The following is a 24064-nucleotide window of genomic DNA, read 5'->3' on the forward strand; positions in this document are numbered from 1 at the left end:
ATGTGCAAGGGATCTCATGAAGCAAAAGCGTACTCTCGCAGCGACGTTAAGCAAGCCTCGGTTGTTGGGCATTGTCTGGCCCTTTATCGCCGTCGTGCTGTTCCAGGCATTGCTGGGCTGCGTCAGCCTCTACATGCTGTCAGCGGTGCGCGGCTATGTAGCAGGCGAGAGCTTGTGGTCCAAGGGCCAGAAAGACGCCATCTACTATCTGAGCCTTTACGCCGATAACCGCGACGAAGCGACGTTCCTCAAATACCGGCAAGCCATCGCCGTGCCCCAGGGCGGCCATGAGCTGCGCGTCGCGCTGGACCGTCCCACGCCCGACCTTGCGGCCGCGCGCCTGGGCATCCTCAAGGGCGGCAACCACCCTGATGACGTGTCCAGTCTGATCTGGCTGTACCTCAATTTTCGCCATTTCAGCTACCTGGAAAAAGCCATCGAGCTGTGGACCGTGGGCGATGGTTACCTGGTGCAACTGGATGACCTGGCCCAAGCGATGCACCGGGCGATCCGCAGTGATCAGGTCAGCCCTGGCGACATTGCTGGCTGGAAGACGCGCATCATCGCCATCAACGACGGCGTGACGCCAGCCGCCAAGGCCTTCAGCGATGCCTTGGGCGAAGGTTCGCGGATGATCCTGCGCCTGTTGCTGATCACCAACCTGGCCACCGCCCTGGGGTTGATCGTGCTGGCACTGCTGCGTACCCACAAACTGCTGACCCAGCGCCACGCCTTCGCCACCGCGTTGCAAGCCGAGAAGGAGCGGGCGCAGATCACCCTGGAGTCGATTGGCGACGGCGTGATCACCACGGATGTCGACGGCGCCATTGCCTACATGAACCCGGCGGCCGAGGCGCTGACGCATTGGAAGAACGCGCAGGCCCAAGGGTTGCCGCTGGCGGCGTTGTTCAACCTGCTTGATGAGAACGCCGAGCCCGATGGCTTCGCCCTGATTGAACACATTATCAAGGGTGAACTCAGCGGTGGCAGCGAGCATTCCAAGCTGATCCAGCGCGTGGACGGCAGCACGGTGTCAGTCACCCTGGTAGGTGCCCCGATCCGCAACGCCGGCAAGGTCAGCGGCGCGGTGCTGGTGTTGCACGACATGACCCAGGAGCGCCAGTACATCGCCAACCTGTCGTGGCAGGCGACCCACGATGCCTTGACTGGCCTGGCCAACCGCCGCGAATTCGAGTTCCGGCTGGAGCAGGTGCTGCAACAGGTAGCGCGCCAGCAAAGCGGGCGGCATGCCTTGATGTTCCTCGACCTCGACCAGTTCAAGCTGGTCAACGACACCTGCGGGCATGCGGCGGGCGATGAGCTGCTGCGGCATATCTGTGCGTTGCTGCAATCGGACCTGCGCGAAGGCGACACTCTGGCGCGCCTGGGCGGCGATGAATTCGGCATCCTGTTGGAGAACTGCCCGGCAGCGGTGGCGGAAAAGATCGCTGAAAGCCTGCGCCATACCGTGCAAAGCCTGCATTTTGTGTGGAAGGGCCGGCCGTTCATGACCACCGTGAGCATTGGTCTGGTGCATATCTCGCAATCGCCGACCACCCTGGAAACTTCGCTGCGCGCCGCTGATATGGCCTGTTATATGGCCAAGGAAAAGGGTCGTAACAGGGTGCAGGTCTACCATGCCGATGATTCGGAATTGTCCATGCGTTTTGGCGAAATGGCCTGGGTACAACGCCTGCACATGGCCCTGGAGGAAGATCGTTTTTGCCTCTACGCCCAGGAAATCTCGCCGTTGGGCCATACCGATGGTGGTAATGGTCATATTGAGATACTCCTGCGCCTGCACGACGAGGCGGGTCGGATCATCTTGCCGGACAGTTTTATTCCGGCTGCCGAGCGTTACGGTTTGATGACTTCGCTGGATCGTTGGGTCGTGGAAAACGTCTTTAAGATTATCGCCCGTTGTATGCAAGAGCGTGCAGGCCGTCCTATGGCTATGTGTGCGATTAATCTGTCAGGCATAACTATTGGCGATGATGATTTTCTCGGGTTTTTACGTGAGAAATTCGAGGCTTACAGCATTCCGCCGGAAATGATTTGTTTTGAAATAACAGAGACCAGCGCTATTGCCAATTTGGGCAGTGCAATCCGCTTTATTAATGAACTCAAGGCCTTAGGTTGCCATTTTTCACTTGATGACTTTTGTGCCGGAATGTCCTCGTTCGCTTATCTTAAACATTTACCTGTAGACTTCCTGAAGATCGACGGGAGTTTCGTAAAGGATATGCTGGACGACCCGATTAACCGTGCCATGGTCGAAGTGATCAACCACATCGGCCACGTCATGGGTAAGCGCACAATTGCCGAATTTGTTGAAACACCGCTGATCGAGCAAGCTTTACTTGAGATCGGTGTGGATTATGCTCAGGGCTACCTGATCGAACGTCCGCAATTGTTTACCTTTGATAGTCTGCAGTGCCGACCCGTGCGGCCGCAGCCACTGTTGCTAAAGGCGCCCGGCACATTCCGCTGAAGCATTCGACGGTCTGTACAATCACACTAGAAAAGGAGCCCTACAGTGATCGACACCTTCAACCGAACCGGCCCGCTTATGGAAGCCTCGAGTTACCCAGCCTGGGCGCAACAACTGATCCAGGACTGTAGCGAGAGCAAGCGCCGGGTTGTCGAACACGAACTGTACCAGCGCATGCGTGATAACACGCTCAGCGCCAAGACCATGCGCCACTACCTGATCGGTGGCTGGCCAGTGGTTGAACAGTTTGCCTTGTACATGGCACAGAACCTCACCAAGACCAAGTTTGCCCGTCATCCTGGGGAGGATATGGCGCGCCGGTGGCTGATGCGCAATATTCGCGTGGAACTCAACCACGCCGACTATTGGGTGCACTGGGCGCGCGCCCACGGTGTAAGCCTGGAAGAGTTGCAAGCGCAGAACGTACCACCGGAGTTGCACGCACTGAGTCACTGGTGCTGGCACACCAGCTCGGCCGATTCGTTGATCGTGGCGATTGCCGCGACCAACTACGCGATTGAGGGGGCGACTGGGGAGTGGTCTGCCGTGGTGTGTTCGACCGGCGTGTATGCGGCCGCCTTCCCTGAAGAAGACCGTAAACGCGCCATGAAGTGGTTGAAGATGCACGCGCAATACGACGATGCCCATCCTTGGGAAGCCCTGGAAATCATCTGCACCCTGGCCGGGATGAACCCGAGCAAAGCCTTGCAGGTAGAACTGCGTCAGGCGGTGTGCAAGAGCTACGACTACATGTACCTGTTTTTGGAAAGTTGCATGCGGTTGGAGAACGAAAAAGCAAAGGCGCCAGCAGTTGTTCGTGAACGTCAGGTTCGCGCCGCCAGCGAGGCGTGATGTAAGCGTGATGGCGGGGTTTTACCCCGCCATTGCCAAGCGGTTGCGGCCTTCGCGCTTGGCCACGTACAGGGCGTTATCGGCCCGCCGCAACAGGCTTTCTGCCGACTCGGCGGCCAACAGGGTCGAGCAACCCAGGCTCACCGTCAGTTCAATTCGCTTGCCATCGGCCCAATAGTCCTGAGCCTCTGCCGCCCGACGCAGGCGTTCGCCGACCATACCTGCCGCGTCCCGGCCGGTGTTCGACAGCAGGATCAGAAACTCTTCCCCGCCAAAGCGAAACACCATGTCCACATTGCGCAACTGGCTTTTGATCGAGTCGGCGACAGCGCGCAATACGATGTCGCCCGCTGCATGGCCGTGGGTGTCGTTGATTTTCTTGAAATGGTCAATGTCCAGCATCAACAAAGACAGCGGGCTCAGGTGCCGCCGGGCCATGTCGATTTCCCGTTGCAGCGTCTGGTCCATCGCAATGCGGTTGCCGGTTTCGGTCAGCGGGTCACGCAGGGCGCTGCGGGTGGCGGCGCGGTAGAGCAGGGCGTTACGCATCGGGTACAGCAACGTCGACAGCAGTGACTCAAGTTGCGCCAACTCGTCGTCCAGCAAACGCTGGTTGCGCCGGAATATCAACTCGCCCAGATGCTCGCCTTCATGGCTCAAGGTGTAGCTCACCGAATGATGCCCGCGATGGCCAAACTCAAGGCGCAAGTCGCTGGCCTCATGGCGATATTGCAGCGCGTCCAACGGCACCAGCCGCTGAACTTCGCGAAAGAACAGCGCGAGAATGCGCTCCGGCTCAAGGCTGGTTTGCAACTGCTGGTTCAGTTGCTGACGAAGTTGCGCAAGTGTGGTGGGGCGACGTGGAAGCAGGGACGGCTGACCAAACCCCAGGCGTTGCAATTTGGCACTGTCGAAGTCAATTGCGTTGGTCTGGGTAGGTGATTTCATAAGCTGACGGCCTCTAAGCACTTAACTGTCTTACAGGCTGCACGAGAGCGGCAAATGCCAAGCGTCTTACTGTTCCTTCAGTTCCGTAAAACATTGGAAACAGTTTAAACCGCTTTGCCATGGGTTATAACCCCTGGGCCCTGCCACACGTCTTGTCATCGCTTAACCTGCTTGAAAGGGGTTAGAGCGAGATTCATGCCACTTTGTTTAACTTACAAAAACGCCTTATAAATCAACGACTGTTTTAAAAAACTCAACACAGTCGTTGTGCAGTGACGTCAGTTATTTGGCTGTTTGAACCAAGATGGAGTGGTCAATCTGGTCAATCGAGGTGACGCCGGTCAAGGTCATGGCCACGCGCATCTCCTTGGCAAAGATATCCAGCAGGTTTTCCACCCCGGACTGGCCGGCGGCGGCCAGCGCATACACGGTCGAACGCCCCAGCAGGCAACCCTTGGCGCCCAGGGCGAGCATGCGTACTACGTCGAGCCCGGAGCGAATGCCCGAGTCCACCAGCACGGTCAGGTCATCGCCGACGGCTTCGGCAATCGGCGGCAAGGCTTTGGCGGTCGACAACACACCATCGAGCTGGCGCCCACCGTGGTTGGAGACCACGATGCCGTCGGCGCCGAAACTCACCGCGTCCTTGGCGTCCTGGGGGTCAAGGATGCCCTTGATGATCATCGGGCCTTTCCAGAACTCACGGATCCACTCCAGGTCTTTCCAACTGATCGATGGGTCGAAATTATTCGCCAGCCAGCCGATGTAGTCTTCCAGGTGGGTGGGCTTGCCGAGGTATTTGGAGATATTGCCCAGATCATGAGGGCGGCCCATCAGGCCCACATCGAAGGCCCATTGCGGCTTGCACACCGCCTGCAGCATCCGGCGCTGCGCCGCATACGGTCCGGACATGCCCGAATGCGCATCACGGTAACGCGCGCCGGGTGTGGGCATATCGACGGTAAACACCAGCGTGGTCACCCCTGCGGCCTGGGCGCGCTCCAGCGCATTGCGCATAAAGCCGCGGTCCTTGAGCACATAGAGCTGGAACCAGATCGACTGCGGGCTTTGCGACGCCACTTCTTCAATCGGGCACACCGACACCGTCGACAGGCAGAACGGGATGCCCTTGTTGGCCGCCGCCTTGGCCGCCTGCACCTCACCACGTCGCGCGTACATGCCGGTCAGGCCCACGGGGCTGAGAATCACTGGCATGGCCAGCTCCTGGCCGAACAGCGTGGTCTTGAGGCTCAGGTTGTCGACATTGCGCAGGATGCGCTGGCGCAGGCTGATCTCGGCCAGGTCCGAACTGTTGGCGCGCAGGGTGTGCTCGGCGTAGGCGCCGCCGTCGATGTAATCGAACAGAAAGCGCGGCAGCTTGCGTTTGGCGGCTGCACGGTAGTCGGCGGCGGACGAGATGATCATGAACGGGTTCTCCACAGAGCTGGGTCGCACCACCATAAGCAAAAAGCTGGCATGATAAAAACAACTTTTATTACTAATACCCAGTCGCTATAGGAATACCGATGAACCTGAGAACCGTGCGGGCCTTTGTCGAAGTGGTGCGCCAGGGCGGTTTCTCCCAGGCAGCGGAGGTGGTGGCCCTGACTCAATCCACCGTGAGCAAGGCGGTCAAGACCCTCGAAGACGAGCTCGGCACGCCGCTGATCAATCGCCTGGGCCACCGTAACGAGCTGACGGCCGCCGGCGAAATAGCCTACCGCCGCGCCTTAGTGTTGCTCGCCGAGCACAACGACCTGGTGGCCGAGATCAACGACCTGCGCGGCCTCAAGCGCGGCGTGCTGCGCATCGGCCTGCCGCCGGTGGGCTGCGGCGTGCTGTTTGCCGCTATGTTCGCGGCATACCGCAGCCGCTACCCGGAGATCGAGATCGAACTCACCGAATACGGCAGCAAAAAACTGCGCGAATGTCTGGAAGCCGGGGAGGTCGACCTTGCCGCACTGCTGTTGCCGGTGGACGAAGCCTTCGACTACCAGCCAGTGCGCAATGAACCGCTGATGGCGGTATTGCCCATCAGCCACCCACTGGCCCAGCGCAAACACATCGACTTCACCGACCTGGCCGACTCACCGTTCATCTTGTTCGAAGCCGGCTTCGCCCTGAACGCCAAGATCCTCGCCGCGTGTGAGCGCAAAGGCGTCACGCCCCGAGTGACCGCGCGCAGCGGGCAAATCGACTTTATCGTTGACCTGGTCTCAGCCGGGCTGGGCGTTGCGTTTCTGCCGCGCATGCTCGCGCTCAAACATCAACACGCGGGTATCGCCTTGATTGCGTTGGACGAACCCCACACCGACTGGCATATCGCCCTGGCCTGGCGGGCCAGCGCACACCTGCCACCGGCGGCGCGTGCGTGGCTGGATCTGGCCAAGGAAATGGCCAAGGAAATGGCCAGCCCGGTGTAGCGGGCTGCGGCCGTAATTTGCAGGAATTCGTCAAAATGCTCCTCAATGCTTGACTTCTTCTTTTTAATCAGTAACATACGGCGCATTCCGCGATAGCTCAGTTGGTAGAGCAAATGACTGTTAATCATTGGGTCCCTGGTTCGAGTCCAGGTCGTGGAGCCAGATAGAGAAAAGCCTGCAGAGATGCAGGCTTTTTTTTGCCTTGGATTTTTTGAAATATTTGTTAAGTGCATGATTTTAAAAAAACATAACTTTCAAGCTGAACCTGATTTGTTTCACTTTTGAAACAAATTTGTACATTTTATTGACGCCATCAAAGTGCCATCCTAGAATCGCCGCCCATTGATAGCACAACGCTATGTAGAGGGATCTAGAGATGTGGCGTTTGGAACGCCGGACCAGGTTTTGCCTGCTGTCCGTTTTTTTCTGCCTGGGCACCGCCGGATTAGCGCACGCCGCGCCCCCGCAGAGCACCCCCGGCATCACCGACCTGATCCGCGACCGTCAGGACCGCCTGCTCGAAGAGCAGCAGCGGCGCCTCGAAGAACTCAAGGATCTGCCCGGTAAATCCGCCGCCCCTGCAGCTCCGGCGACGCCTGCCGACACCCGTTGCTTCCCGATCAAAACCATCGAGCTCGCAGGCGCCGACGCCCTGTCCGTAGACGAGCGCAGCGCGCTGATCAAGCCTTACATCGGCCAATGCCTCGGCGTGCCGCAGCTCAACGAAGTGCTCAAGGTCATCACCGACCGCTACCTGGCCAAGGGCCTGGTCACCAGTCGCGCGTATCTGCCACAGCAAGACCTTTCCAGCGGCAACCTCAAAATTCAGGTAGTCGAGGGCAAACTCGAAAGCCTCAAAGGTGCCCAAAGCAGCGGCATCACCGACCGCCAACTGGCGATGAGCTTTCCCGGCAAACAAGGCGATTTGCTCAACCTGCGTGAAATCGAGCAGATGGTCGATCAGCTAAACCGTTTGCCCTCGAACCAGGCGCAGATGGAACTGGCGCCGGGCAAGGCCGTGGGCGGCAGTGATGTACTGGTCAAAAACACCCCGCAAAAGCCCTGGCGTGTCGGCCTGTCGCGGCACAACGGCGGCCAGCGCAGCACCGGCGAACAACAGTGGGGCGCCAGCCTCGACTGGGACAACCCGCTGGGCCTGGCCGACCAGCTTTCGTTGCGTGGCGGCCACGATGCGGTTAGCGATCACCAGAAAACCTCGCGCAATTCGATGCTCAACTACAGCTTGCCCTTCGGCTGGTGGAACCTCACCTACAGCTACACCGAAAGCGAATACCGCTCTCGGGCCGAGGCCAACAACTTCCAGTTCAAGCAGACCGGCGACAGCCAGAGCCACCAGTTGCGCCTGGAGCGTGTCGTTCACCGCGACGCCTTGAGCAAAACCTCCCTGAGCACCGGCGTCGCCTACCTGCGCACCAATAACTTCATTGAAGACAGCAAGCTGGCGCTGAGCAGCAACCGCCTCAGCGAAGCCCAGTTCGGCATCAACCACGGCCGACGTATCGGCAGTTCATTTCTCAACATCGACCTCGGCATGCAAGACGGCATCGGTGCCTTTGACGCCCAGGCCAATCACAACCCGCGCCACGGCCAGGCCGATGCGCGCTACCGCAAATACACGGCCACCGTCAGCTACCTGTACCCGTTCAAGCTGTGGGGCGAGTCCTTGAGCTTCAGCAGTTTGATGACCGGCCAGCACAGCGAAGATGTGCTGTTCAGCCCGCAGCGCATGAGCCTGGGTGGGCAGTCGTCGATCCGTGGCTACAAGGACCAGATGCTGTCCGGCGACAGCGGCGGCTACTGGCGCAACGACCTGCGCTGGAGCCGCCCGGTGACCTGGGCCTGGCTGCAACCGATGCTCAGCGAATACGGCACCAGCCTCGGTTATGACCAGGGCGTGATCAGCCGCGACCGTTACAACGCGGAGCAGCATGGGCGCATGAGCAGCAACTCGGTGGAGCTGTTTGCCCGTGGCAAAAACGTCGCCGCCAGCGTGACCTTTGCCCACTCTTTGGAACGACCGGCCGCTATCACAGAGCGTGAAGCGCCGATCTATTTCCGTATGGATTTTTTCCTTTAATTTTTTTACCGCCTTCGGGTATCGAGACACAACATGGACGTTCGCCAGTTCGCCTTCCTCGTGCGCCAGCCTTCTGCTGCCGTAAAAAGCCGTTCCCACTTTTTGGGGCTGCCTAAACGCGGGTTGGCGTTGATCCTGGCCAACGCGATGTTCTGGCACCCGTTGCTGGCCCAGGCCGACGGCATTGTGGTCAGTGCACCGGGCACAGGCCTCGCGCAGGCGGGCAATGGCGTGCCCATCGTCAATATCGCCGCACCGAATGCCAATGGCCTCTCGCACAACCAATTTCATGACTATAACGTCGGTGCCAACGGCGTCATCCTCAACAACGCCACCGACCGCACCCAGGCCACACAACTGGGCGGCATCATTGTCGGCAACCCGAACCTGCGCGGCACCGCTGCCAATATCATCCTCAACGAAGTCAACGGTGGCAGCCCCAGCCAACTGCGCGGCTACACCGAAGTGGCGGGGCAGTCGGCCCATGTGATTGTCGCCAACCCGTATGGCATCAGTTGCAACGGTTGCGGCTTTATCAACACGCCGCAAGTCACGCTGACCACCGGTAAAGCGGTGATCGAAAACGGCCAGATCAGCCGCTATCAAGTCGATCAAGGCAACGTCGCCATCGAAGGCGCGGGCCTCAACGCGACCAATGTCGACCAGTTCGAAATCATCACCCGCGCTACCACCATCAATGCGCAGATCCAGGCGAAAAAACTCACCATCGTCGCCGGGCGCAATGATGTGGACGCACGCACCTTGAATGCCACCGCACGGGCGGCAGATGGCAGCCAGACGCCAGACCTGGCGATTGACTCGTCGGCGTTGGGCGGCATGTATGTGGGCGCGGTCAAGCTGATCGGCACCGAGGCCGGTGTGGGCGTGAAGCTGTCGGGCGATATGGTCGCCGGCGGTGATATCCAGATTGATGCTGCGGGCAATGTGGTCATGGGCACAACCACGGCAGGCACCTCTGTCGCCGTCAAAGCGGCCAGCTTGCAAGCCAGGGCGGCGGTCTACGCCGGTACTGATCTGTCGGTAAAAACCCAAGGTGCGCTCACCACGCAACAAACCCTGGCGGCCAAGGACAGCATCGCGCTGGACGCCGGCGGCCGCTTGACCAACAACGGGATCATCGAAGCTGGCGTCAACGCCGATAACAGCCGCAATGCCCAGGGCGATGTGCGCTTGACCGCGCAGGCCATCGACAATACCGGCAAAACCGTGATCGCCAGCCGCGACCTCAGCGTCAATACCGGCGAACTGGCCAACCAGGGCGGCACCTTGAGCGCCCGGCGCGACGCACAGTTGACGGCCACGCAGATCGACAACCAGAACCAGGGCCGCCTCCTCAGCGCAGGCAGCCTTGGGATCACCGCCGGGCAACTGCTCAACAGCCAAGGTGGTTTGGTCACCAGCACCGGCAACCTCACGGCGGGTATCGGGCAACTGATCAACCGCAACGGCGAGCTGTCGAGCCAGGCGCAGGTCACGCTGCAACTGAATGAACTGGATAACGTCGCCGGCCTGGTCTCGGCCGGGCAATCGCTGAGCCTGAATGCGACGGGGCTGATCAATAACCAGGGCGGGCGAATTGCATCGCGTCAGACGGCACAGGTCAATACTGGCGCCCTCGACAACAGCCAAAAGGGCTCGCTCACCAGCCAAGGCTCACTGACGTTGAGCCTCAACCAAGGTCACTGGGATAACCGCAACGGCCTGATCAACGCCGGCGGTCAATTGACCCTTAACAACCTCAACACGGTCGATAACCGCCAAGGGGAAATCTCCAGCGCGCAGTCATTCCTCCTGGCCGCCAACAGCCTCGACAGCGGCGCCGGTAAAGTGCTCAGTGACCAAGGCCTGACCCTGCGTATCGCCGGTGCAATGAGCAATGCGTTGGGCCTGGTTTCGGCGTCGAACCTCGACGTCAACGCCGCCAGCCTGAACAACCAGGGCGGCAAGCTCCGCGCATTTAATCAACTGACGGCGAACACCGCAGGCCTGCTGGACAACCGCGGCGGCGAGTTGCTGGCCACCGACCTGGCGTCCACCACGGGTGAATTAAACAACAACAGTGGCCGCCTGCAAGGTGATCGTTCCCTGGTGCTCAGCAGCGGCGTGGTGTCCAATCAGCGCGGTACATTGGCGGCAGGTGCAACGTTTACCCTCAATGCATCCCGCCTGGACAACAGCGCAGGCACGCTCACCAGCGACGGCGTGTTGGTCGCGGTGATTGCCGGACAATTGCTCAACCAGACCGGTCTGTTTGCCGCCAAAGGTGATGTACGCCTCAGCCTGGGTAGCCTTGATAACCAGCAGGGCAGTCTCGTCGCCCGTAACCTCAGCGTGCAATCAAGCGGCCCGCTGAACAACCAGCGTGGCACCTTGCGCGGTGACGTCGCATTTAATTTGAACGCCGGCCAAGTGGATAACAGTGAGGGCGGCCGCATCAGCGCGGGCCAAATGCTGAATGCTGGTATCAGTGGTCTTGATCAGCACAACGATGGTCGATTCTTCGGCCAGGGTGACGTAAGCCTCAACCTCAATAATGGGCATTTGAATAACCAGGGCGGCACGATCAACGCCCCTGGCCAATTACTGCTGAGCAACCTCGCCAGCGTCGATAACCAAGGCGGCGAAATTTCCAGCGCCCAGGCGTTTACCCTGGCCGCCGATACCCTGAATAACCAGCACGCCAAGCTCCTCAGCGAGCAGGGTTTGGCCCTGCGTATCGCCCACGCACTGGATAACACGCAAGGCTTGATCTCGGCTAAAACGCTGGATGTACGCGCCGCCAGCCTGACTAACCAAGGCGGCACGCTCAGCGCGGGTGATGGCCTGATCGCACAGATCGACGGAGCATTGGATAACCGCAGTGGCAAGCTATTGGCGCGCACGGCGTCGGTCAACAGTGCGTCGCTGGATAACCGCGAGGGCCTGCTGCAAGGCGACGCGATGCTCTCGCTCAACAGCTCAGGCTTGATCGACAATCGCCAGGGCACGCTGTTCGCCGGGCAGGCGCTGGACATCACCGCTACGCGCTTGGACAACAGTGGCGGTAAGCTGACCAGCGACGGTCGCCTTGGCGCGTTGATCAGCGCGCACCTGCTGAACCAGGCCGGGCTGTTCAGCGCAACCGGCCCGTTGCTGGTGAGTGCGGCAAGCCTGGACAATAGTGCCAAAGGCAATATCCACAGCCAGGCGGGTGTAAACCTTGACCTGAACCACGGCCACCTGAATAACCAAGGCGGCTTGATTCACGCGCCGGGCACGCTGCTACTGAGCAACTTAAGCAGTGTCGATAACCAGGCCGGGGAAATTTCCAGCGCCCAGGCCCTGGCGTTTACCGCAGGCAGCCTCGACAACCGAGGCGGCAAGTTGCTCAGCGAGCAAGGGCTTTTGGTGCGCGTTGCCGGCGCGCTGGACAATACCAAAGGCTTGGTCGCTGCCACGGGGTTGGACCTGCACGCAAACAGCCTGGTTAATGCCGAAGGCAAGCTGAACGTCCGCGATGATCTGGCACTGTCCGTCGACACTGCCCTGGACAATCACCACGGTGAAGTCATCGGTGCTACCACCACCTTGAGCAGCATGAGCCTGGATAACAGCCAGGGACTGTTGCAGGGTGACCGCTTGCTTAACGTCACTACCCGCGGCATCGCGATCAACCGTGGCGGTCGGTTTGTCAGCGGTCAGCAGGCGGCCTTGGCGATTGAGCAATTCGATAACCGTGGCGGTAGCGTAACGGCAGCCGGGCCGATGCAGGTAAGCGCCACGCAACTGGATAACCGCGAGGGTGGCTTGCTCAACGCTCGCCAGTCGCTGGTGGTGAAAGTTGATAGCCTGAATAACCAGGGCGGCGAAGTCTCCAGCCTCACCGACCTGTCGTTCAACGGCAGGCAGTTCGACAACAGCAACAAAGGTCGACTTTTAGCGAACGGCGCACTGAGCCTGAACCTGGACCAACTGAACAATCAGCAAGGCACCGTACGCAGTGACAAGAGCCTGACCCTGCAAACCGCCACACTGAACAACGACAGCGGCCGCCTCAGCGGCGGTGCGGCTTTGGATCTGACCGCCAACGGCGTACTGAGCAACCGCAGCGGCGAGCTGCTCAGCGCGATGGCGTTGACCGTGAGCAGCGCCAGCATCGACAACAGCGGCGGCAAAATGATCGGTGACGGCGCTGTGCGCATCACGACCGGCGCGTTGAATAACCAGAGTGGCGGGCGCCTGACCAGTGCTGATCGCCTGGCGCTGACGGCAGGGAACGTGGACAACCGTTTTGACGGCCATATCGCCAGTAACAAGGCACTTACCGCCAGCCTCGCGGGCCTGGACCAACGCAACGGTGGGCAGCTCTACAGCACCAGCGACGTCAGCCTGGACATGAATCACGGCGCTCTTGATAACACCGGTGGCTTGATCCATGCGCCGGGTCAGTTGCTGTTGAAAAACCTCTCCACGGTCGCCAACCAGTACGGCGAAATTTCCAGCGAGCGTGCCTTCACCCTGGCCGCACAAAGTCTGGATAACAGCAACGGCCATGTGCTCAGTGATCAGGCGCTGACCCTCAAAGTCGACCAAGCGCTGATCAACCTCAAGGGCGTCATTTCTGCGGCAGGCCTGGCTGCTCAAGCTGGGCGACTGGATAACACCCACGGCGTATTCAGCAGTTCCAAAGACCTCGCGTTAACGTTGGCGGCTGACCTGCATAACGACGACGGCGAAGTCTCCAGCGGCGGCGCCACAGTGGTCAACGCGATGACCCTGAATAACCGCAACGACGGTCATGTGATGGGCGACATCAGCCTTGACTTGACCGCCCGCGGTGCACTGTTCAACCAGGCCGGCACCTTGGGCGCCGGCCAGCGTTTGAACGTGACCGCGGCCAGCCTGGATAACAGCCAGTCCGGCAGTCTGGCGACCGATGGCAGCCTGACGGTGAAAGTCGACGGCCTGCTCGATAACCAAGCCAAAGGTGCCGTGCTCGCCAAAGGCGTGATGGACATCCAGGCTGGGAGTGTGGACAACCGCACCGGTCGCCTGTCCGGACAGAACCTGCTGACCCTGCGCAGCAATAGCCTGGATAACCGTGGCGGCGCGGTGCGCGCCAATCAGGGGCTGAACCTGCACGTCGGCCAGCTCGACAACCGTGAAGGCGTGCTTAACAGCAAGCAGGCGCTGGCACTCGACGGCCAGTCCTTGAACAACCAGCACGGCCTGACCAGCGCGATTGGCCCGGTACGCCTGGCCCTCGATACCGTTGAAAACGCCAAAGGGCGCATCGCCAGCCAGGATGATCTGGACGCCACGATTGGCGTGCTGAATCAGCAGGGCGGTCAGTTGGCCGCGAAGGGTAATCTGAGTCTCAACGCTGCCACCGTGGATAACCAGAACGGCGGTTTGCTCGCCGCGACAAAAGTGCTGAAACTCAAGGCAGGCAGCACCGACAATCGCAGCGGGGAAATCTCCAGCCAGCAGAGCGTCGATTTCAGCGGACAACGCCTGGATAACAGTGCAGGCAAGTTGTTGGCCGGCACTGCGCTTGAATTGGCGATGGCCGAGGTGATCAATCAGGCCAAAGGTTTGATCTTTGCCCAGGACGCTCGGCTTACCGGCACTGCAGTAGATAACACCGATGGCACTGTTGGCGCTCAGCGTGCTTTGGCGCTTCAACTGAAGGCAGGCCTGGACAACACAGGCGGCAAGCTCACCAGCGAAGGCTCGATGGCGCTGGCAGGCCAGCGTATTGACAACACCAGCGGCAAAATTTCCAGCGCAGGACCGTTGACCCTTGTGAGTGCAGCGGCGCTAATCAACCAAGGCGGCACCGTCGAAAGCGCCCAAAACCTCACACTGACCAGTGCCAGCCTGGATAACACCAACGGCCTGCTCAAAAGCCAAGGCCTGGCAACCGTTAACACCGGACAGTTCACCAACGGCATCGACGGCCGTGTGATCAGCGCCGACAAGCTCGACCTCAGCGCCACCCAGCTCACCAACAGCGGGCATATCGCCAGCGTCGGCGCAATGAATGCCAGCGTCACCGGCCTGACGCAATTGGACGGCGCCGAACTGGTCAGCACCACGCAACTCAACCTTGACCTGCACCACGGCGCACTGGTTAACGCGGGTGTGATCAACGCACCGCTGCTGACACTGAACAACCTCGCCAATATCAACAACCGCGACGGCGAAATCTCCAGCCAGAACGCTTTTACCCTGGTCGCAAAAAACCTGGATAACAGCAACGGTAAACTGATCAGCAACCAGGCACTGACCCTGCGTGTCGACCAACTGCTGGCCAACCTCAAAGGCCATCTCAACGCCGCCAGCCTGGATGTGCGCAGCACTCGCCTGGACAATACCGAAGGCGTGCTCAGCGGGCGTGGCGATGTCACCCTCAGCGCCAGCCAATTGTTCGATAACCAACGCGGCAGCGTGATCGCCGACGGTGCCTTGTTGCTGACCAGCGCAGCGCTGGACAACCGCAATGGCGAGATTGCGGGCAAGGCGCTTGCGACGATCAGCGCCAGCAACCTCGATAACCAAAACGGCAAACTGATCAGCACCGACGAGCTCAACCTGCGCGGCGCAAACCTTGATAACCGCAACGGTCTGGTAGGCGCCACAAAAGCGCTGAAACTCGACGTGCAGACGCTCGACAACCGCACCGGCGAATTGACCGGCAACGCCGACGTCAGCGTCACCGGTCAGCAGCTCAACAACAGCGACAAAGGTGTGGTGTTCGCAGGCGGTACGTTAAGCCTTGCAGTCGATCAGGTCATCAACCGCACCCTTGGCGAACTCAACGGCGAGCGCCTGACGCTGACCGGCTCCATGCTGGACAACAACGGCGGCAAGCTGCTCAGCCAGCAATCGCTGAAGCTGGATCTCGCCGGTGATTTCGATAACAGCCAGGGTGTGCTTAGCAGCGAAGACGCATTGGCCGTCAAAGCCCGCAGCCTGAATAACAGCAAAGGCAGCCTGTCCAGCGCCAATGGTTTGAGCGTCGCCGTCACCGACAGCCTCAACAACAGCGAAGGCAAACTGGTCACCGACGGCGGCCTGACACTGCAAAGCGCCAATCTTGGCAACCAGCAAGGCATCATCAGCGGCAAAGGCCCGGTCACGGTCAGCACGGGCGAGCTGAACAACCAAACCGGCCGCCTCAACAGCGGCGACACCCTGGCCCTGACCACCGCACAGTTGACCAACGGCGGCAGCATCGGCAGCGCCAAGACGCTGACCGCCAGCGTCACCGGGCTGGATCAGCAGGGCGGTAAGCTGTTCAGCAACGCTGGCTTGAGTCTCGACCTGAACAACGGCCAACTGAAGAACCAAGGCGGATTGATCAACGCTATTGGCCCGCTGACGCTTAACAACCTCAACAGCATCAATAATCAGAACGGTGAAATCTCCAGCGCCCAAGCCTTTACCTTGGCCGCGCAAAGTCTGGATAACAGCAACGGCAAGCTGCTGAGTAATCAGGGCCTGACCCTGCACGTCAATCAAGCCCTGGCCAACCTCAAAGGCCTGATCGGCGCCGCCAGCCTCGACGCTCACGCAGGCTCCGTCGACAACCGAGGCGGCACTTTGAATAGCCGCAGCGACTTGCAACTGACCAGTGATGGCCTGCTGAACAACCAGGACCAAGGCTTGATCAGTGCCAAGCAAACCCTGAATCTCAACGCCGCCGGCCTCGACACCGGCAACGGCGGTGAGGTCTCGGCCAAAGGTGTGTTGACCGCGAACCTCAACGCTCTGGCTCTGGCGGGCGGTCGCGTTGTGGGTGAGCAGGGAATGACCCTGGACCTCAACAACAGTGATTTGGACAACCGCAACGGTCTGCTGCTGACTAACGGCCCGCTGACCCTGAAAAACCTGGGTGACCTTAATAACCAGGGCGGTGAAATCTCCAGCCTGCAAAGCTTCGCTTTGACGGCGCGCAACCTGGACAACCGCGCCGGCAAGCTGATCAGCAGCCAAGTGCTGACTGTCAACGCGGACACCATGAACAACACCGCAAGAGGCCTGTTGTCCGGCTGGCAAGGTCTGAACGTCAGTGGTGGTAACCTCGACAACCGTAACAACGGCACGCTCTCCAGCCGCAGCGGTGCAATCGATGTGCGCCTGAGCGGCGCGTTGCAAAACAACAACGAAGGCGCGCTGGTTAGCCAGGGACGCTTGGGCGTCAGTGCCGCCAGCCTGGATAACAGTGGCAAAGGCGTACTTTCCAGTGGCGATGGGCAAACGCTTATCGTGACCGGTGCGCTGACCAACGCCGATGGCGGTTTGATCGAAAGCGGCACCACGCTGGATCTGCAAGCGGTAACACTGACCAACCAAAGCACGATCAACGCCCAACAAGCGATGACCGTCACCGGCACCGACCTGAACAACAACGCCGGCACGTTGGCCACCAACGGTCGCCTGACCCTCAACCTGCTCGGCACCCTCAACAACAGCGGCGGCAGCATTGCCAGTTCCGGCCCACTGCTGCTGCAACGGGCGATGCAGGTCAACAACGACGCCAAGGGCAGAATCATCAGCCAAAGCCTGCTGACGCTGTTCGCCGGTAGCCTGAACAACAGTGGCGGCGGCACCCTTGCCAGTAAGGATCGTGTGTCGATCACCAGCACCGGCATCGTGCAAAACACTAACGACGGCCTGATCTATAGCCAGGACGCCGACGTGCAATTGAACGCAGTGGGATTGAATAACGCCAAGGGCAAGGTGCAGGGCCAGACCGGCCTGAGCCTGGGCGTCAGCGGTGACCTCAATAACCAGGGTGGCACACTCCAGGCCCATAGCCTGAACCTGACTGCCAACCGCCTCGACAACCAGAACGGCTTCATCGCTGCGCAGACCGGCGATGCAGTGGTCAATGCCAACTACTTCGCCAATGCCAACGGCGGGGTGTATGCCACCGGCTTGATGCGAGTCAGTGGTGCACAGCTGGACAACAGCGCCGGGCAAATTGCAGGTCGCGCGGTTGAGCTGAGCGCTGGTGGCGCGTTGATCAACCGCAGCGGTGTGATTGAAAGCGATAGCTCCCTGAGCGTGACAGGCGCCAGTGTCGACAACCAAGGCGGGCAACTGCGCGCGCTGGGCCGTAGCGGCAAAACCAATTTCCAGCTCGGCGGTGCGTTCGATAACCGCAATGGACGACTGGAAACCTCCAACGCTGACCTGACCCTGAATGCCGGCAGCTTCCTGAACCAGGGCGGCAGTCTGCTGCACGGCGGCACCGGCACTTTTGATATCGCCACCGCCAACCTGATCAATGCCGGCGGCAACCTGGTGACCCGTGGTGGCCTGACCCTGGCCGCAGACAGCTGGACCAACAGCAGCGTGATCCAGGCCGGGCGCCTGACGGTCAACGTCAATACCTTGAACCAGACCGCCAGTGGCCAGTTACTCGCCTCCGACAGCCTGACGGGCAACGGCGGCAACTGGAATAACGATGGCCTGATCGCCAGCGACGGCACGGCCAATCTGACCCTGGCCGGCAGTTATGGCGGCAATGGGCGCTACAGCAGCCTGGGCAACCTGGGCTTGAGTGCCGCGCAGATAACCGTGAATGAAGCCGCCAGTGTGGCAGGCGGCGGCGCTTCCCAACTGACCACCGGGGGCCAACTGCTCAACCGGGGGCGTTTGACCTCCAGCAGCGAGCTGCGCATCAACGCCGGCAGCATCGTTAACACCGGCACGTTGGGGGCTTCACAGAACCTGGTACTGACCGCACAAAGCCTGCTCAACGACCACGCCGCCAGCGGCATCGGCGCACGTGGCTTCCTGTTCAGCGGCCAGGATTCGACCTTCAACCTCGGCAGCCTGACCAACAACTATTCGGATATCTACAGCCTGGGCAACCTTACGGTGGCCGGTGTAGCCGCTGGCACTCTGGCGCAGAGTGTGCGTAACGTTTCTGCCAGCATCGAGAGTGTGGGCGACCTCAGACTGTCGGCCAATGACGTGGTCAACGAGCGCGAGAAATTCACCCTCAACCAGCAGCTGACCTCGGTGGGCGTGAGCATCCGTTGCACCCAGCATTGCAGCGGCGGTTGGAGCGACCGGCGCCCGGCGGTGTCCCTGAGCCGCACGGTTGAGAGTGTGATCGAAGCGAACTCGCCTTCCGCCACGATCAGTTCGGGGCGCAACATGGTGATTACCGGTCAGAACTTCACCAACCGCTATAGCGTGGTGTCGGCTGCTAACGATCTGTCGATCAGCGGCGAGAACATTCTGAACCTGGCGGCCACCGGTGGTTCCGGCTCCCAGAGCCAGGAGTACGGCGGCATTACCAAAATCTCCAAAGGCCAATACAACCAGATGGTCGCCGCGGTGCAGGCCTATAACCGTGCGCACCCGCAGGGTTCGCCGGTGGATGAGGCGGCGTTTGCGGCCTTGATGACGCGGTTCAGCCCGTCGCTGTTTCCCGGCATCAACCAGCCCATCGCGGTACAAGGCGGCACCCAGGTGGTGGCCCCGGCGATTATTCAGGCCGGTGGCAACGCTGCGCTCACCGCCAGTAAAAGCATTAACAACATCAATGTGATCAAGACCGCGCTGGCGGTTGATGGCCGTTCGCTGGACACCGGCGTAGGCGCCAACAAAACCCGGGTGGTAGTGCTCAATGCACAATTGCCGCCCGACCTTGCCCAACAGCAGGTCAACCCCTTGACCCTGCCGGGCTTCGGTTTGCCCAGCGGGCAGAACGGGTTGTTTCGTTTAAGTGGCCAAAGCGGCACTACGGGGCAGGCAGGTGCTGGTAATCAGGATTGGACGCTGGGCAGCGCCAGCCTGGACCCAAGCCAACGCCAACAAGCCCTGCCTGGCGCCCACGAACGTGTGATTCAGGTGGGTGGCGCGGCGCAAGTGACCACCAGCACGCGCCAAGTTGCCGTGGCCGCTCGTGAAGCCGGTGTCGTCAACGCGGTTGCCAGTGCCATTGATACTGGCGCCGTGGGCAGCGCCGATGTGCAGCCCCTGCCACCGGGTCGCACCAGTGGCATAGACATCACCCGCGTCGATGGCATTGACGCCCGCAATCCTACGGGTGTCCCCCAGCCTGCGGTCGATGGTTCGCGGCCGGGCATCGACCTGCCTGCCGTAACGCCAGGCGATAGGGTTGTGCATACGTCATCTGACGGGGCTCTCCCTGATCTGCGTGTGCCGGGCTTGTCGACCGTTGCGCGCAGTAACGACGTTGCTGCGATCGCACCGCCGGATACCCAACTCCCGGGCCTTACCCCGGCGGCCCACGACGTACCCGTTGTCGGTAACGTACAGCCACCGCAGGTCAGCCAACCCACGGCATTGGCCAGCCAGACCATCAGCCGCGTCCAGGGCCTGCCGGAAAGTCGTGCCGTATCGCAACCGCACAAATACCTGATCGAAACCAACCCGGTACTCACCGACCTCAAGCAATTCATGAGCTCGGACTACCTGCTGCAAGGCGTGGGCTACAACCCGGACGAAAGCTGGAAGCGCCTGGGCGATGGCCTCTACGAACAGCGCTTGATTCAGCAGGCCGTGCAAGCACGCACCGGCCAACGCTTTATCGACGGCCAGACCACCGACGAAAAACTGTTCAAGTACCTGATGGACAACGCCATCAGCAGCAAGCAGCAACTGAACCTGTCGATGGGCGTCAGCCTCACCTCGCAACAGGTCGCGGCGTTGACGCATGACATCGTGTGGCTGGAAGAGCACGAAGTGAACGGTGAAAAAGTCCTGGTGCCGGTGCTGTATCTGGCCCAGGCCAACAACCGTCTTGCACCCACCGGAGCCTTGATCGCGGGTAACGACCTGAACCTGATTGCCGGCGAAAACCTGGTTAACGCCGGCACCCTGCGGGCCACCAACAACCTGTCGGCCAAGGCCGCCAACGACTTGACCAACAGCGGGTTGATCGAAGCGGGCAACCGCCTGGACCTGCTGGCGGGCAACAATATCGTCAACAAAGCCGGAGGCATCATCAAAGGGCGCGATGTGACGCTGACCGCCATTAATGGCGATGTGATCAACGAACGCAGCGTGACCGGTTGGGATGACAAAGGGGCAGGGTATTCACAGTATCGAGATTATATCGATAGCGCTGCGCGGTTTGAGGCCGCGAATGATCTGGACATCAGCGCCGGGCGAGACTTTGTCAGCGTCGGTGGCGGCGTGCAAAGTGGTCGCGACACGACAATTGTCGCGGGGCGTGATGCCAACTTAGTCTCCGCCGAAGAACGCAATGCGATGGACATGGGCAAGCGTCTGCAAACCAGCAACGCCACACAACATGGCTCCGATGTGGATGCTGGGCGCGATGTCAACATAAAGGCTGGGCGAGACATTACAGCGATCGCCAGTCAGATCGATGCTAAGCGCGACATCAATATGAGTGCCAGCGGTGATTTGATTCTGGCTTCGGCTGCAGATGAGGAACATTCCTCCCGCAAAAACAAAAAGGAGAAACGTCAGGAAGATCATGTCAGCCAGGTTTCCACCACGCTGAATGCAGGTGGGGATGTATCGCTGGGTGCGGGTAAAGATCTGGCGATGATTGCCAGCCGTATCAGTGCTGGGGACGAGGCGTATCTGGTTGCTGGCGGTAACTTGGCGCTGCTGTCAGCGGAAGACAGTGATTATTCGCTGTATGACATGAAGAAGAAGGGGAGTTGGGGCACTAAGAAAACCCAGCGTGACGAAGTGACTAAAGTCACCAACATCGGTAGTGAAATAAAAACCGGTGGTGACCTTACGATTCAGAGCCAGGGTGACCAGAAGTACCAGGCTGCCAAGTTGGGGAGTGGCGATGATCTGACCATTGCTAGCGGTGGTAGTGTGACTTTTGAGGGCGTGAAAGACCTTCATCAGGAAAGCCATGACAAGAGCAAAAGCAGCCTTGCCTGGAACAGCATGAGCGGCAAGGGCAATACCGATGAAACCCTTAGACAAACCCTGATGGCGGCCAAGGGCGATATCGTTATCAAGGCCGTTGATGGTTTGCACATCGACGTCAAACAGGTCAATCAGCAGACGGTTAGCCAGGCAATTGATGCGATGGTTAAGGCTGATCCGCAGATGGCGTGGTTGAAGGACGCGGAGAACCGTGGAGATGTTGATTGGAAACTGATCAAGGAAACGCACGACTCCTATAAGTACAGTAACTCCAGCCTCGGGCAAGGGGCGATGCTGGCGATCATTATCATCGTTACTGTTCTGACGGCGGGCGGTGCCAGTGCGCTGGCTGCATCGGCGGGCAATGCGGTAGGTGCGGGTTCAACTATGGCCGCTGCCACTACGGCGACAGCAGCAACGTCAACAAGCGCAGCAGTTGCCGCGACATCAGCAGGGCTCGGGAACGTTATCGCAACGGGGGCCTTGACGTCGTTAGCCGGTACGGGAGCGGTCAGCGTCATCAATAACAAAGGCAATCTCGGGGCGGCTTTTAAGGATACGTTCAGCAGTGACAACTTAAAGAATGCACTGATTTCCGGATTGGCTGCAGGTTTCACCACGGGCGTCATCGACCCTAATCTGGGGGGAACTACCAAGCCGTTCAATAACCTGACCAAAGGCTTTGATCTCAATACCTTGGAGGGGATTGGAGGGTTTGCGGTTCACGCGGGAGCTCAGGGTGTGGCAACCGGCACGATCCAAACCGCGATTGGTGGCGGAAGCCTGGGCAAGAACGTTACGGGTGGTCTGGTTTCCCAGGCTGGGAACGTGGCGGCTGCGACAGCGTTTAACTTTGTGGGAAGTTATGCCCAAGAGCATTGGCAGGCCGCAAAGAATGCGGGGGACACCACTGGCATGGCGATGTGGGCTGAGGGAGGTGCGGCCCGTGTATCCATGCATGCGTTGTTTGGTGGTGCGGTATCGAGTGCCACGGGCGGGGACTTCAAAACGGGGGCCATTGCTGCTGGTGCAAGCCAGGCAATGGCACAGGTTCTGAACGACACATTCGACAAGCAACCGGAGTTGAGGCAAGGGGTCGCGCAGATTGTTGGTTTGACTGCGGCAGGCCTGGCAGGAGGTGATGTCAATAAGGCGTCTTGGGTGTCGCAAATGGCGGATCAATACAACCGCCAACTGCATCAAAAAGAGACGATCGCCCTTGAGGCGTTGCAGAAAGACGATCCGAACAACGCCTATAAATTGAAAGCTGCCGCCTGTGCCTTGGTGCATTGCAGTGCCTCCGTTCCGGTTGAGGACCCTAACTACAAAGTGATCCGCGAACTCGAATTGGATGGCGGCAACTTTAAAGATGCTCAGAAGCAACTGATGGCGACGGGCGCTTTTGATGAATACGGGCGCTGGGATAAAGCTAACGACAATTTGCTGAAGAATGACGAGGCGCTGAAGCGTTCTGGAAACGCGGGGCGTGCTGTCCTGGGGGCGATTGGGGCTGCTGGAGGGTTCGGCGGTGCAATACTGTCTGCACCAGCCTGCGTGACAGTTGTGGGCTGTGCGGCACCAGCGCTTTCTGGATTGGGAGGTGCGCTTTCCTTTCACGATGGGATGCAGGCGACAGGGGAACTGCTAACGCCTTATCAACACACTCAGGGGCAAAAGGTACTTGATTCGTTCAGTTCTGATACCTACCCGGGTGATGTTAACCCGATGCGTGACTATGGGACCGCGGCCGCACGTTCAGCGATGGAAATTGCGCTGTTCAAAGGTGCCGCGAAACTCGCAAGTGGTGAGGGGGTGTCGGTTCTGTTGCCAGGCAAGAAACCTGTGCCGCCTCCAAATGGTGGTGATGTTCCCCCACCGCATGAGATCGTAGGCCCTTACTCACCTATCAGCAAAACCCTCATACCTGAGGAAATGGAGCAGAAGATACTTTACGGAGAGCGTAAAACCACTCCTTTAGGAAATCCGAAGAACGAAATCATCGGTGCTCATTCGGGTGAAATAAGCAATACGCATCCCGATTATGCTGTGGAGGTGTTGTCGAGCAACGCTGACGGGACACGAAATGCAAAATTGGTGGCGCAATTTACTGATGGGAATATTTCGAAGATTAAAACGAGCACCTTGTTCCCCGCGTCCTGGTCGGATGCGCAAACGATGAGTGCCGTTCGAGCTACTGGAAATGGCCCGGCGCTTGCGACGAGGGCCGATGGGGCCTCGTTGCATCAAACGACAGTTAACGGGGTTAAAGTTGAGGTCATCAAGGTTGGGGAGCGCGTTACTGCTGGCTATCCTTGTGGCAGAGGTTGTACGGATCCGACGAAATTCTGA

At 59.7% G+C, this 24064-nt stretch carries 7 protein-coding genes and 1 tRNA gene; 6 read left to right on the forward strand and 2 right to left on the reverse strand.

Translation table 11 applies throughout. From position 1 onward, the window contains the following. Positions 1 to 16: 16 nt before the first annotated feature. Together ACQY47_RS24275 and ACQY47_RS24280 are read left to right on the forward strand one after the other, a co-directional pair. Complete coding sequence (locus ACQY47_RS24275; protein ID WP_017137793.1) at positions 17 to 2491, forward strand: EAL domain-containing protein; 2475 nt, start codon at positions 17 to 19, stop codon at positions 2489 to 2491. Between the two features lie 45 nt (positions 2492 to 2536). After that, entirely contained in the window at positions 2537 to 3343 is an 807-nt protein-coding gene (locus tag ACQY47_RS24280) for a TenA family transcriptional regulator (protein ID WP_017137792.1), read from the forward strand. Positions 3344 to 3364: 21 nt separating this feature from the next. Here ACQY47_RS24280 and ACQY47_RS24285 read toward each other — a convergent pair whose 3' ends face one another. Both ACQY47_RS24285 and lldD read right to left on the reverse strand, forming a co-directional pair. Continuing rightward, the gene (locus ACQY47_RS24285) at positions 3365 to 4291 is read right to left on the reverse strand and encodes a GGDEF domain-containing protein (protein ID WP_017137791.1); all 927 of its coding nucleotides are present in this window, start codon (positions 4289 to 4291) and stop codon (positions 3365 to 3367) included. Between the two features lie 282 nt (positions 4292 to 4573). Further along, positions 4574 to 5716 carry an FMN-dependent L-lactate dehydrogenase LldD gene (gene lldD / locus ACQY47_RS24290; protein WP_428552557.1) on the reverse strand — a complete coding sequence of 381 codons (1143 nt, stop codon included), beginning with the start codon at positions 5714 to 5716 and terminating at the stop codon, positions 4574 to 4576. A 101-nt stretch (positions 5717 to 5817) separates the two neighbouring features. Between lldD and ACQY47_RS24295 the strand changes: the two genes are divergently transcribed. The 4 genes from ACQY47_RS24295 to ACQY47_RS24310 all read left to right on the forward strand — a co-directional run bounded on the left by ACQY47_RS24295 (position 5818) and on the right by ACQY47_RS24310 (position 24064). Continuing rightward, positions 5818 to 6714: a LysR family transcriptional regulator gene (locus ACQY47_RS24295; protein WP_428552560.1), complete on the forward strand. Its 897-nt coding sequence runs from the start codon at positions 5818 to 5820 to the stop codon at positions 6712 to 6714. 86 nt (positions 6715 to 6800) lie between these two features. Further along, positions 6801 to 6876: transfer RNA gene (locus ACQY47_RS24300), tRNA-Asn, on the forward strand. Positions 6877 to 7090: 214 nt separating this feature from the next. Beyond that, entirely contained in the window at positions 7091 to 8812 is a 1722-nt protein-coding gene (locus ACQY47_RS24305) for a ShlB/FhaC/HecB family hemolysin secretion/activation protein (RefSeq protein ID WP_428552563.1), read from the forward strand. Between the two features lie 33 nt (positions 8813 to 8845). Continuing rightward, a complete protein-coding gene (locus tag ACQY47_RS24310) occupies positions 8846 to 24064 on the forward strand; it encodes a filamentous hemagglutinin N-terminal domain-containing protein (protein ID WP_428552566.1) in 15219 nt (5072 codons plus the stop codon).

It is taken from the genome of Pseudomonas edaphica, from assembly GCF_965277385.1.
GTDB lineage: Bacteria > Pseudomonadota > Gammaproteobacteria > Pseudomonadales > Pseudomonadaceae > Aquipseudomonas > Aquipseudomonas edaphica.

Coding starts and splice junctions, on each gene's coding strand:
- ACQY47_RS24275 (WP_017137793.1), top strand. CDS start 17: ATGAAGCAAAAGCGTACTCTCGCAGCGACGTTAAGCAAGCCTCGGTTG.
- ACQY47_RS24285 (WP_017137791.1), bottom strand. CDS start 4,291: ATGAAATCACCTACCCAGACCAACGCAATTGACTTCGACAGTGCCAAA.
- lldD (WP_428552557.1), bottom strand. CDS start 5,716: ATGATCATCTCGTCCGCCGCCGACTACCGTGCAGCCGCCAAACGCAAG.
- ACQY47_RS24295 (WP_428552560.1), top strand. CDS start 5,818: ATGAACCTGAGAACCGTGCGGGCCTTTGTCGAAGTGGTGCGCCAGGGC.
- ACQY47_RS24305 (WP_428552563.1), top strand. CDS start 7,091: ATGTGGCGTTTGGAACGCCGGACCAGGTTTTGCCTGCTGTCCGTTTTT.
- ACQY47_RS24310 (WP_428552566.1), top strand. CDS start 8,846: ATGGACGTTCGCCAGTTCGCCTTCCTCGTGCGCCAGCCTTCTGCTGCC.